The sequence below is a fragment of the Bowmanella yangjiangensis genome (assembly GCF_018531185.1).
Taxonomy (GTDB): domain Bacteria; phylum Pseudomonadota; class Gammaproteobacteria; order Enterobacterales; family Alteromonadaceae; genus Bowmanella; species Bowmanella yangjiangensis.
Map to the genome: position 1 here is coordinate 1,861,324 of NZ_JAHDJU010000001.1, position 11,428 is coordinate 1,872,751.

13 protein-coding genes are annotated in these 11,428 nt (G+C 49.1%); 10 read left to right on the forward strand and 3 right to left on the reverse strand.

The genetic code is table 11. The annotated features are described in order from the left end of the window. Nucleotides 1-85: 85 nt before the first annotated feature. From KJY73_RS08325 to KJY73_RS08370, 10 genes are all read left to right on the forward strand, one after another. Nucleotides 86-637, forward strand: a complete 552-nt coding sequence (locus KJY73_RS08325) for a GNAT family N-acetyltransferase (RefSeq protein WP_214342638.1) — start codon at nucleotides 86-88, stop codon at nucleotides 635-637. A gap of 143 nt (nucleotides 638-780) precedes the next feature. After that, on the forward strand, nucleotides 781-1,467 hold the full coding sequence (locus KJY73_RS08330) for a rhomboid family intramembrane serine protease (protein WP_214342640.1): 687 nt from the start codon (nucleotides 781-783) through the stop codon (nucleotides 1,465-1,467). 260 nt (nucleotides 1,468-1,727) lie between these two features. Beyond that, a complete protein-coding gene (locus tag KJY73_RS08335) occupies nucleotides 1,728-3,545 on the forward strand; it encodes a diguanylate cyclase domain-containing protein (protein WP_214342652.1) in 1,818 nt (605 codons plus the stop codon). Between the two features lie 60 nt (nucleotides 3,546-3,605). After that, nucleotides 3,606-4,247, forward strand: coding sequence for a tetratricopeptide repeat protein (locus KJY73_RS08340; protein WP_214342654.1), 642 nt, complete (start codon nucleotides 3,606-3,608; stop codon nucleotides 4,245-4,247). After that, nucleotides 4,244-4,900 carry a response regulator gene (locus KJY73_RS08345; protein ID WP_214342656.1) on the forward strand — a complete coding sequence of 219 codons (657 nt, stop codon included), beginning with the start codon at nucleotides 4,244-4,246 and terminating at the stop codon, nucleotides 4,898-4,900. Before KJY73_RS08340 ends, KJY73_RS08345 begins: the two co-directional genes overlap by 4 nt. After that, entirely contained in the window at nucleotides 4,897-6,216 is a 1,320-nt protein-coding gene (locus KJY73_RS08350) for a sensor histidine kinase (protein ID WP_214342658.1), read from the forward strand. Before KJY73_RS08345 ends, KJY73_RS08350 begins: the two co-directional genes overlap by 4 nt. Beyond that, entirely contained in the window at nucleotides 6,209-6,559 is a 351-nt protein-coding gene (locus KJY73_RS08355) for a cupredoxin domain-containing protein (protein WP_206595576.1), read from the forward strand. The genes KJY73_RS08350 and KJY73_RS08355 overlap by 8 nt, the downstream gene beginning before the upstream one ends. Next, entirely contained in the window at nucleotides 6,549-7,334 is a 786-nt protein-coding gene (locus tag KJY73_RS08360; RefSeq protein WP_214342660.1) for a hypothetical protein, read from the forward strand. The genes KJY73_RS08355 and KJY73_RS08360 overlap by 11 nt, the downstream gene beginning before the upstream one ends. Further along, nucleotides 7,331-8,026 (forward strand): hypothetical protein, encoded by a 696-nt coding sequence (locus tag KJY73_RS08365; protein ID WP_214342662.1) that lies wholly within the window; start codon nucleotides 7,331-7,333, stop codon nucleotides 8,024-8,026. The genes KJY73_RS08360 and KJY73_RS08365 overlap by 4 nt, the downstream gene beginning before the upstream one ends. Nucleotides 8,027-8,044: 18 nt before the next feature. Next, nucleotides 8,045-8,410: a CBS domain-containing protein gene (locus KJY73_RS08370; RefSeq protein ID WP_214342665.1), complete on the forward strand. Its 366-nt coding sequence runs from the start codon at nucleotides 8,045-8,047 to the stop codon at nucleotides 8,408-8,410. 45 nt (nucleotides 8,411-8,455) lie between these two features. Here KJY73_RS08370 and KJY73_RS08375 read toward each other — a convergent pair whose 3' ends face one another. From KJY73_RS08375 to KJY73_RS08385, 3 genes are read right to left on the reverse strand one after another with little or no spacing between them, the layout of a single operon-like run. Next, entirely contained in the window at nucleotides 8,456-8,998 is a 543-nt protein-coding gene (locus KJY73_RS08375) for a cytochrome b (protein WP_214342668.1), read from the reverse strand. 34 nt (nucleotides 8,999-9,032) lie between these two features. Then, on the reverse strand, nucleotides 9,033-9,857 hold the full coding sequence (locus KJY73_RS21755) for a phosphatase PAP2 family protein (RefSeq protein WP_214342670.1): 825 nt from the start codon (nucleotides 9,855-9,857) through the stop codon (nucleotides 9,033-9,035). Continuing rightward, nucleotides 9,826-11,427 carry a phosphoethanolamine transferase gene (locus tag KJY73_RS08385; protein WP_214342672.1) on the reverse strand — a complete coding sequence of 534 codons (1,602 nt, stop codon included), beginning with the start codon at nucleotides 11,425-11,427 and terminating at the stop codon, nucleotides 9,826-9,828. Before KJY73_RS08385 ends, KJY73_RS21755 begins: the two co-directional genes overlap by 32 nt. Nucleotide 11,428 lies beyond the last annotated feature (1 nt).

Here is an 11,428-nt window from a genome sequence, read left to right on the forward strand (position 1 = left end):
TAAATATTTAATAATCCTACCTGGATTGAAATAAACGACTTAGGCCTCATTGAGCAAGGCTTGCAACATTACAAGGAGTGCCATTATGCAAGCGTTACCCGTATTGGAAACAGAGCGACTGATATTAAGAAATCTCGAGGATTCGGATGCTGATGCCTTGTTTGCCATTTTTTCTGACCCTCAGGTAATGACGTATTGGCATACGCCTCCTTGGTCGGTTATCAGTGATGCGCAAAATTACATCGCCGCAGCCCACCAAGGCATGTTGGTCGATGAACAATACGTTTTTGCTATTGTGGACAAGCACAACCATACCTTGATGGGGAAATGCCTGTTATGGCAAATCGTTCAGAGCTCGCAGCGAGCGGAAATTGGCTTTGGTTTAGGTGTTCCTTTTTGGGGTAAAGGGTATATTCAGGAAGCCGGTCGAGCGTTGCTTGAATTTGCTTTTAAGCAGATGGCGTTAAACCGTATTGAAGCGGAAATTGATCCAGATAATACCGGCTCTGCCAAAGCCTTACTGCGATTAGGTTTTGAGCAGGAAGGACATCTGCGTCAGCGCTGGATTGTTAATGGGCACAAATCTGACTCTGCCTTGTATGGATTACTTCGTCAGGATTGGGCGCTAAATTCTTAGCCATCATTATGCCAAGTAAACCGACTTTCGACGGCCGATTTCTTCGGTAAATAGGCGCTATCCGGTAATTTTTGCTATTGCGGCATTTAAACTCTTTATTCGAGCCTCATATTTACACCAATAGCGATATTGTGGAGCCTTCGATGCCGCATACCAAACCGGCCAGTCTGGGGCGGGCTATGCTGATAGCCTGCTTGTCACTTTGTCTACTGTGGTGGGTGAAACTGGCGGAGACGTTTTTTGCTTTAGATCTCAGCGCATTGGCCTTAGTTCCGGGGAGTGCAGTCGGGCTGACGGGTATTGTTACTGCGCCATTTTTGCATGCCTCCTATATACATCTATTTAGCAATAGCTTGCCTGTGTTGGTGCTAGGGACATTGTTTCTCTATGGCTATCCACGCTCATGGAAGCCGGCCTTATTGCTTATTTGGCTGCTTTCAGGTGTCGGCGTGTGGTTATTTGCCAGGCATGCACCCCATGTGGGGGCAAGTGGCGTGATCCACGGCGTGTTTTTTTACTTGCTGATATCCGCCATTATCCGCCGCGACAAACTGTCTGTGGCGCTGATGATGGTCGGTTTCTTCCTTTACGGCGGTATGGTGATGAGCATTTTTCCCACAGAGCCGCAAATATCCTTTGAATACCACTTCTTTGGTGCTGTGGCCGGATGTTTGGCCTCGGTGTTTTTTCAACATCGGGATCCTAAACCCGTGGTTGAGCCTCCTGTGGTCATAGACGATGATGAGCCAGATCCCCTTATTGGTGACCAGTGGCAACAGTCGTCCGCTGAATCCGAACAAGAGTGGCCTTCGCATCGCCGTGATAACTAGAGTGGGTGACCTTTTTCAATGCAAACTCAGTCTAAATAAGTCTGCGCCGCTCGCGAAGTAGGGCTGCGTTGCTATTTATCGTCCAAGTGCAGGGGATAAAGTCCAGGCTTTCGCACTCTAATGGCCCGCAGACGTTGAAAACTCAACGCTTAAAAGACAAATCGTTGTTAATAAATGCCAATCTATCAGGTACTTGCTTCTATTCTCCAAATAGTCTGGCTACAATGGGGCACGTATTGCTGTAACCGGCACGTTATTGAATGACTAAGGGAGCTTTGCGCTTAATCTGTTTACTGGGCAGTGTGACACTTGCCTGGAGTGGAACCCTACACGCAGCGTCGACAGCAGACGGGCTAGTTCGCTCTTTGCAGGCGGATAATTACGAATGTCCTACCGATGAGCAAGCAGCACAAATTGAAGAACATCTGTCATATAACAGTTTACCTCGTTCCAAACTGTTTTATTTGCAGGTGCGCAAAGCGCAATACCTGGCCTGTGGTGGGAAGCTGGAAGAAGCTTCAGAGCTCTTGGGGCAGATGCTGGATGAGCCTCCGCCAACCGAAGGGTCAGAAAATTTAGCCTACGCCTTATATTTAGCCGGTATCGTGACCAGTGGCAGCCACTCACAGCAGCGCTGTGATTATTATCGTGCCGCCGAGCAAGAAGCACTGAGAGTGGACTCTCAATCAATTTTACTGGGCGCGCAATTAGAGTTGACCTCTACTTGTGATATTGACGAGCAACATATCGACAAAAGCCTAGCCAAACTCTATGCCTTGCTGGAGCGTTATTCGGCAGCAGAAGATCAAGCTGTAAGATCGGATATTTTCAATAACATAGGCAATTTGTACGCGCTAATTGGCCAGCATGAACTGGCGGGCGATCAGTACATTAAGTCTTATCAAATGTCTCAGGGTGTATACCAGGGAGAGACCCTGTTAATGCCGCTGTTTAATGCCATCAATGCTTATCTTCATAGTGGTCGTTTAGAACAAGCCAATCAGGCACTTTCCGAGCTGATTAAACAAAACAGTCAGGTGAATACTGCGTTGAGTAATGCCTGGGTACAGCAGGCGCAAGCGGGCTATGCTTTTTATCAGGGTAATCAGCAGCTGCTCAAAGACAGCCTGGCGCGTTGGGCGGTATTTCTGCCTGATTTATCACACCCAGACATGGACACTATTTACCGCAGAATGCAGGCAGAGGCTTGTCTGGTGGATTTAGATCTGCGCTGTTTGCGCGACTACATTGCACTGGAGGTGCCACAGAGGCCTTACCAGCAGTCGGAAGATTTGGCGTATTTACGTTTGCTGGTTAATAGCTATCACGTGCTGGGACAGTCTGATGCTGCCTATGCTGCATTCAAGCGTTACGACCAAGTCAGTCAACGCCTATTTGAAACTCAGCAGTCATCTTCCAAGATCCTTGGTGTCGCGCAAATGTTGTCCGACATTGTGGCCTTGGAGTCTAGCCTTGAACAGATCAAGAAGAAAGAAGCCGTGGCAACCATGCGTTTGGTCGCCGCATTGTCGGTAGTGGCTGCACTGCTTGGGCTGCTGGCCTGGCTGTTTTATCGGCGCCGCAGGGTAGAGCGGCAGCGGGATCAGCACACCGGATTGCTGACCGGAGGTGCGGCGATGGATAAGCTGAAAGGATTTACTCGGCCATCTGTATTGCGTGTCCATGCCATAAGTTTAATTGAGATTGATGGCCTGGACGGTATTAACCTGAGTAATGGCCCGGGAAGTGTTGAGAAAGTGCTGCGACAGGTTGCAGACAAACTGCGTCAGGCTTGCCGGGTTGGCGATGTGATAGGGCGTATGGGAAGTCAGGAATTCTTAGTCTGCCTTAACGATATTGATGAGATCCGTGCCAAAGAACATATGGAAAGTTTGATATCCAGCCTGATTCAAAGCGCGTTTGAAACAGCATCAGGGCAAACAATTAATCTACAGGTACGTTATTCGTTAATGATTCTGGATGAAGCCCTGGATGATGCCGTGGCGCTTTATCAGGGGCTCGTTCAGGCCATGGCGCAGGAAAAGCGTATGCAAGGTGCGCAGCCCGTCTTAACTTAATATTCTGTTAAGGGAAGTGTTTTAAAGTCGCAGCAGATTGAATAAACCAGGATGATTGCGATGAATAAGTGGATAACGGGACTGTTCATGTGCCTGGTGTGGCAATTAGTTGTACCAGCCCAGGCGCAGCAACTGGCAACCCCACTTCTGACACAATTGGCTGATTCGATGGACGGAACCGATGGCGAGCAAACGCAGCGAGTCTTGATAAGGCTGCAGCAAGAAGCCGAGCGCTATACTCACCAATGCGGGGATTGTGCGGTTAATTGGTTGGTGTTAGGTCGCATCAGTCATGAACTGGCTCGCCAGTCAGGCGGATTGGCTCAGCTTAGAGCGGCGCGTTCCGCCAGGGATGCATTGACCCGCGCAGCACATTTAGATGCCTACGTTGCTAATGGTGAAGCATTATCTGAGTTAGCGCTGCTGTATCTTGAAACACCACCTTGGCCGTTATCTTTTGGTGATGCACACAAGGCGAAAAAGCTGATTGATGAAGCTTTGGAAGTTGGGCCAGACAGCGCTGCAAATCACCTTGCCGCTGCCCGTTATCACCTGGAAAAAGGACAAGCGCAAACGGCCAAAAAGCATCTGCAGACGGCCATTAATGCCTCACCTGATAATGATGATCCCTTGTATTCCTTGAATTTACGCCAGGCCTCAACCATGCTGGCAAAAATAAATAGTAAACTGTTGGAACAATGAGACTTTTACTGATCGAAGACGATATGCAACTGGCTGCGGGCTTAATTCAGGCGCTACGCAGTGAAGGTTTTGCCGTTGATCATCTTAGCAGCGGCCGTCAGGGACTGTCCGCTTTGCTGGCTCGACAGGCTGATATGGCTATTCTGGATTTAGGTTTACCGGATATGGATGGTATCGAAATCCTCAAGCAAGCCAGGCAACAGCGACTGGGTATACCAATACTGGTATTGACGGCTAGAGACAGTACAGCAGATAAGATTAAGGGCTTGGATTTGGGCGCTGACGATTACCTTGCCAAGCCTTTCGATGTGCCGGAATTACTGGCCCGGATTCGGGTTATCGCCAGACGATTAGGAACATCTGATGATAGCTGTATCACTATTGGCACGGTAACCCTGGATACCTTGGCACATAAGGTGTTGGTTGAACAGCAGCCTCTGGCGTTATCTCGCCGCGAGTATATGCTGGCTAAAGCCCTGATTGAAAATGCTGGCCGTATTCAATCCCGTGAACAGCTGGAAAGCCATTTGTATGAGTGGGGGGATGAAGTGGCAAGTAATGCTGTTGAAGTGCATGTTCATCATTTGCGTAAAAAATTACCCGCTGGCTTTATTCAGACCATCCGGGGTGTGGGTTATACCGTAAACAAATGAGCTCCATTCGCCGCTATCTCGTATTGATACTGCTCTCGGTTATTACCTTGGTGCTGTTTTTTGCTGCAATCAAAGGCTACCGGGGCAGTATGGAACGAGCTACCAGTTTGTTCGACAGCCAATTGGTGGCGGTGGCAGATACGCTCGAGACGATGCAGTTGACAATGCAGGTGGGGCAATTGCACAAAGAATCAGAAATGATTCTGCAGATTTGGCACAACAACGAGTTGCTGCTGTATTCCTTTAACAGTCCTAAATCGCCGATGACAGTCTTTGAGCAGGGCTTTCGCGATGAAAACTTTTCCGGTCAGCGTTGGCGTACACTGGCGCGATATTATCCTGATTCGCAACACTGGCTTATGTTGGCGCAGCCGTTAAGCCATCGCTACGATTTGGCCGATGAATTAGTGTTGGCGGCAGTGCAGCCGTTGGTATTCAGTTTGCCTCTGTTGGCGTTGTTGATTTCTCTGGCGGTAAAACAAGGTTTGAGGCCTCTGGTGGGCTTGTCTGATGCGTTAAAACAAAAAAAGGCCGACGACCTCAGCCCGGTTGAACTGAATCAACCACCGACAGAGCTGCAGCCAGTACTCAAAACTATAAATCGTTTGCTGGTTCGATTAGATAGCGCCTTTGCGAGGGAGCGGCGCTTTGCCTCGGATGCCGCTCATGAACTGCGCACGCCCTTAAGTGTGCTGAAAATCAATTGCCATAACCTGGCTCAGGAGCTGGGAAGTAAATCCACTAATCTTGCTCAACTTACGGATGGCGTTGAGCGTATGGGGCATGTGGTCGATCAGATTTTGCTACTAAACCGCACCAACCCCGAGCATTTCAGCGTGAATTGGCTTGAGGTTGACCTTTACCAACTTTGCCAACAATGTATTGCTAACCTGTATCCTCAGCTTCATGCCAAACAACAACAGATTGGCCTCTCTGGCAAAGCCACGCCGATGCGTGGTGATGCCTTTTCATTAAATGTGCTGGTGCAGAATCTGGTGTCCAATGCCAGTAAATATAGCCCGGTAGGCAGTCAGATCGAGGTGAGTGTCGAACAGCGTGGTGAGGGTATTTTGCTTTGTGTGGAAGACTCCGGCCCTGGTTTGCCAGAATCTGAGTATGAGCGGGTGTTTGAACGCTTTTATCGGGTTGGTGGCGATCGTCACCAGTCTGGTACCACGGGTTGTGGCCTGGGATTAGCCATTGTGAAACATATTGTCGACTTATACGGTGCCCATATTCAGTTGCAACGTTCAGCAAAGCTGGGCGGATTATCTGTGCAGGTGCAGTTTACCGAAACGAGAGGTAAGCATGACTAAAGGACGTCTTACCCTTGGCCTGCTGCTGTTGTTTGGTTTGCCCTGCCAGGCCGAGATAGATGAGTTTGAGCTGGTGCTTAAGGAACATTTGTTTTATCCGGCCAGGTTGGAGGTGCCCGCCGGGCGCAAAGTAAAGCTGGTGATCCATAACCAGGACGACACCCCGGAGGAATTTGACAGTTTTGACCTTAACCGCGAAAAAGTGATTTTCCCCAATCGTAAGGCGACAGTGTACATTGGGCCGCTAAAACCTGGTGTGTATGATTTTTTTGGTGAGTTTAATCCCAATACCGCACGTGGACAGGTGGTGGCTGTTCGGCAGGAGGGCGGAAATGCTGATTAATTCCGTGATCCTGTTTTTACGCGATGCCCTGCCGGTGTTTGTTTTAATCAGCATGTTATTAGCCGTGGCAAATCACTCGCACCGGCAAATCAGTTGGTTATGGTGGGCGCTGGTACTGGGGTTATTTGGCAGCCTGGGCTTAACGCATGCGGTGGACAATCTCAGTGAGCTTCTTGATGGCGCCGGGGTTGAGGTTTTCATGTTCAGCGGTCAGGTCGCTACGTTCCTGTTGCTGCTGCTCAGTTTGTATTGCCAGTTTAGTTATAGACGACGCGGCTGGCGCTGGTCAGCGATTGCGATAGTTGCTTTGGTTCTAGCTATGGATGGTGCCAACTTCCTGGTGTATTTCTTTAGTTATTGGACCCATGAGCAAACGCCGTTGGCCCTGATTATGGGGACGATTCTGGGGGGGGCTGTATGCATGAGTGTGGCGGTGTTGTTGCATATTCTTTGTCGTCAGTGGTTGGCAGCAGGGTATATGTTGCCTGGTGCTTTACTGATGCTGATGTGGGGGGCTGGTCAACTAAGTTACGCCCTTAACCTTCTGACCCAGGTGGATTTGCTCCCACCCATGACGCCTATCTGGGATACCAGCAATTGGATTGCGGACAATTCTGAACTTGGGCATTTGCTGAATTCCTTGATGGGATATGAAGCCGCGCCCGGTTTGCTGCAACTGAGTATTTATTTGTTAGCCGTCGTACTGCCCTTTAGCTGGCTTTACCGGCATGTTCACCTGTCCCGCTCGCCTCTGGCCGCAAAGGGGGAAGTATGAAAAATCAATTTTTAGCAGCGGCTTCGTTGCTGGTTTGCTGTCTGGCCCAAGCCGATGGCTACGTGGTTGACAAGGTCTACCATCCTAACGTTTTGCCTGATGAACAGCGATTGGAGTGGCGCTTTATGTCGCGTCAGAATGATGATCGTAATGTACTGGCGCAGCGTATTGGGTATGGCCATTCGTTGTCAGAGTACGTGACCATGGAGGCTTACATTGTCGGTGAACGAGACAGAGACGATAATTTTGGTTTGCAGGCCTACGAACTTGAAAGCCGCTGGATGCTTACCGACCAAGGTAAATACTGGGCAGATTGGGGACTAGTGTTTGAGTTGGAAAAACAACACAAACAAGATGCCTGGGAGGCCACTTCTGGACTGGTGATGGAAAAGGAATTTGGACGTAATAGCCTGACCATGAACTGGTTTCTGGTGTACGAATGGGGTAAGGCGCTACATGATGAATTTGAAACCGAGTTTCGTATGCAGTACAGGTTTCGCTGGAAACCCCAGGTTCAACCTTCTATTGAATTGTTTGTGGGCGAAGATTTTGTTGGTTTAGGCCCCGCACTGATGGGGGTGCAACGATTTGACGGTCAGCGTCAGTTAAAATGGGAATTGGGCTTTATCTCAGAAGTGAGCGGTGTGGTGAAGGATCATACGCTAAGATTTGTACTGGAGTATGAATTCTAACCACAAATGGAGTTTGTTATGCGAGTCGGCGACTTACCTTTACATGCCGTCATCAGGTACGTTAAAGCATCCGATTCATTGGAAACTGCACGCCAACAAATGCTTAACGCCAAGATAAGTAGCTTGCTGGTAGTAGATACGAGCGCGGCGCCAGTCGGGCTGATCACCAGTAGAGACCTGCTCAAGGTAAATGGCACAGGAAATATTGCTGTTGAACAACTGGCCACTCAACCCTTGCTGACAATTTCAGAGGATGCAGAAATACGTCAGGCTTGTCGCTTAATGCTTGACCATCAGCTCCACCATTTGGCTGTAGTGGGCGATGAGGAGGTGGTGGGGATTTTATCCAGTCTGGATATCGTTGCACATTATCTGAGTCTTTAGATGCAAAGGGGAAACCGGCTGCCGTAAAACAGCCGGCTTATTGATTTATTTTTTCCCCGGCAACATGCGCAACAGAGTATTGTCCTTTTTGCCGTAATGATGCCAAAGCGCTAATAAGGCGTGTAAGCCGATCAAAAAGTAGCCGGCCTGTCCAATAGTTTCATGCCATTCTTTGACCATGCCAGCGAGTTCGCGGTTTTCTGCCACTAGCGGGGGAAGCGTTAATCCGAAAAAAGGGATGCTTTTACCAGCGGCACTTAAGATAAGCCAGCCTGCTACAGGTAACCCTAGCATCAGCAAATACAGTAACCCATGCATGACGCCTGCAAGTTTAGTCTGCAGTGCCGATGGCGCCGGTTCGATAGCCGGAGCACGGGTGGTCAGACGAAAGTAAATGCGGATCAGAACCAGCATTCCCACCAGTAACCCCAACATAAAATGCCACTGTTTGAGGGCTTCACGAGGATCACTGCCTTTGGGATAAATCTCTCTCAATTCAATGCAAGCGTATACGGCCACAATCAGCAATAGCATAAGCCAATGCATGGCAATGCTGATGGGATGATAGGTGTTATGTTGGGAAGACATCTCATTATTCCTTTTTAATTGTAGGGTTATGTCACTATTGTTCGGCTTTTTCAGGGGATAAGTCAATGGAGGATGTAACCAGTTGGGGGACTGGTGTCAATGCGATATCACCTGGAAGACGAGGACGTGCAAAGAATTCCAGCAAATCTCGCGGAGCATCATAGTGTCGGTATACCTGCCAGGCCAAGGTACAAATTATCATCCATGCCAGTAGCATGGAGATTAGCGTATGACTTAGGAAATGGTCGCCAATGGCCATTTTGTAGCCCCCCATCAGCCAGCTCAGTGAAAGGGTTCCCACCAAGGCCAATTGGCGAGTTCTGGCGGAAGGCATCAAGAAAATCAGTGAGAGCAGGGCAAAGCCGCCACTGGCATGACCGGCTGGAAAACATTTCTGTGCTCTGCTTGGCTGTTTATCCGCAGGATAAGAGGCAAACAGAGAAACATGTTCCACTTTACCGCCGTATTGCACCAGATTTACCGGGCAGGCCATATTGGTAGTGGCTTTTAGCATGCTAACCGCGGAGGGGACGAGTATCATCGACAGTATAACTATCACTAAACCCGCTCGAAGTGGTTTGAGCGATGGTTTAAAGCGACTCAGCAGTAGCGTGCTCGATAGCAACATAAAGAGCACAAAGAGTGCTGCTTTAATTCCGTCGTAGAAGAATAATCTGGCCCAGGGCTCTTGTTTATCCATAAGCCACTGATGGGTACTGCCGTTATACAAGGTGTTTTGCACTAACATATCCAGCGGGGTCAGGCTGAATATTGTCACAGTCACGACCAGCAGGGCCGCGGTCAGGATCAGATGCCGTAAAAACAACTTATTCATCGCGGTAGACAAAATACGGAACACAAGGGGTATCGCCTGCGATATGGCTGTCAATTTCAAAAGACTGCAGCAAACTACAACTAAAATCGTCATGGCTAAAGGCTTCATGTGTAAGGCGACGAGAAGGCTCCAGCAGGATATCGGAGCTCTCACCCACCCAAACTAAAAAAGGCACATGGGTTTGCGCTTTGGGTGCCAGAAAATAGGGCATGCCGTGCAGGTAAAGGCCGTTTTCTCCTAAGGACTCACCATGGTCGCTCATATACAACATGGCGGTTTCATACTTGGGTGTATTGCGCTTTAAAAGCTCGATAACTTCATTCAGAAAATAATCGGTGTACAAAATGCTGTTGTCGTAAGCATTGATAATTTCCTGCTCTGAACATTCGGATAGCTCCTTGCTTTTGCATGCAGGAACAAAACGTTCAAACTCAGCTGGATAGCGTTTGTAATAGGCCGGTCCATGGCTGCCCATCTGATGCAATACAATCAGAATATCGCCCTGTTGCTGGTCGATGTATTTCTGCAGCCCCGCCAACATACCCACATCCCGACACTCAGTGTCACCACATGCCGGGTTAACCTCTGCTGAGTGATAATCTTCATAGGGCAGGCGGGTTGCTACCCCTTTAGAATCCGAGTTGTTATCCCGCCACAGCACATTGACCTTGGCTTTGTGCAGTACATCCAACACATTTTCCGTGTATTTGGCGCTGTCTAAATCAAAAGAGTCACGGTCACTGAATGAAAACATACAAGGTACAGAAACCGCGGTAGACGTGCCGCACGAACTAACATTGGCGTAGCTGAGCAAGTTGGCCTGCTCAGCCAACAGTGGGTTGGTTTGTCGCTCGTAGCCATTCAGGGAAAAATGATCGGCACGCGCCGTTTCGCCAACCACCACTATCATCAGCTCCGAATGGCCGGTGGGTTTGGGGTTTACCGTATCGCCTGTGAGTTCGACTAATTGATCGGGCACTTTACCCTTTAAGTGACGGGCACCAAGGTCGATGGCCGAGTAAATAGGGAAAATAGGGATAGCATTGTAGCGAACGCTTTTATGCTCTCGAAAGAAGCTGGCGTACTGGTCGGTAAAGGGCAACATGCTCAGTATGGTCAAAGCAAAGGTGGCGGACAGGGTCGCAAGTGATGCCTTAATACCAGGACGTTTTAGCCCCTGGCGATTAAGTGACCAAAACAACACACTGGGAACTAAAGTCAGCAGTACTATGCGCCAAAACAGTCCGGTGCTTAACAGATCGCCTGCTTCCCCTGGATTGGTTTGTAGTACATTGGTGAGCATCACCCGGTCAAATACTATGCCCAGCTCGTCAGTGAAATACCCGGTAATGGCAGCTATCAGTAGGATGATCGGATACAGCCAGCGAGGTGTTAGCAGCAGGCTGAAGAGTTGCACCATCAACAGCAACACAACGCCCAGCAGCAAGGCCACTGAGAGCACAAAGCCCCAATGTTGATTCACCGGGTAGAGTGTCGTTAGCTGGGTGAAAAAACTGGCATTGGCGCTGAGTAATAAAAATAACACCAGCAGTATTTGGCATTGCCATGGCTTGAGTTTTACAAAACCTAACATG

Coding starts and splice junctions, on each gene's coding strand:
- KJY73_RS08325 (WP_214342638.1), top strand. CDS start 86: ATGCAAGCGTTACCCGTATTGGAAACAGAGCGACTGATATTAAGAAAT.
- KJY73_RS08330 (WP_214342640.1), top strand. CDS start 781: ATGCCGCATACCAAACCGGCCAGTCTGGGGCGGGCTATGCTGATAGCC.
- KJY73_RS08335 (WP_214342652.1), top strand. CDS start 1,728: ATGACTAAGGGAGCTTTGCGCTTAATCTGTTTACTGGGCAGTGTGACA.
- KJY73_RS08340 (WP_214342654.1), top strand. CDS start 3,606: ATGAATAAGTGGATAACGGGACTGTTCATGTGCCTGGTGTGGCAATTA.
- KJY73_RS08345 (WP_214342656.1), top strand. CDS start 4,244: ATGAGACTTTTACTGATCGAAGACGATATGCAACTGGCTGCGGGCTTA.
- KJY73_RS08350 (WP_214342658.1), top strand. CDS start 4,897: ATGAGCTCCATTCGCCGCTATCTCGTATTGATACTGCTCTCGGTTATT.
- KJY73_RS08355 (WP_206595576.1), top strand. CDS start 6,209: ATGACTAAAGGACGTCTTACCCTTGGCCTGCTGCTGTTGTTTGGTTTG.
- KJY73_RS08360 (WP_214342660.1), top strand. CDS start 6,549: ATGCTGATTAATTCCGTGATCCTGTTTTTACGCGATGCCCTGCCGGTG.
- KJY73_RS08365 (WP_214342662.1), top strand. CDS start 7,331: ATGAAAAATCAATTTTTAGCAGCGGCTTCGTTGCTGGTTTGCTGTCTG.
- KJY73_RS08370 (WP_214342665.1), top strand. CDS start 8,045: ATGCGAGTCGGCGACTTACCTTTACATGCCGTCATCAGGTACGTTAAA.
- KJY73_RS08375 (WP_214342668.1), bottom strand. CDS start 8,998: ATGTCTTCCCAACATAACACCTATCATCCCATCAGCATTGCCATGCAT.
- KJY73_RS08385 (WP_214342672.1), bottom strand. CDS start 11,427: ATGTTAGGTTTTGTAAAACTCAAGCCATGGCAATGCCAAATACTGCTG.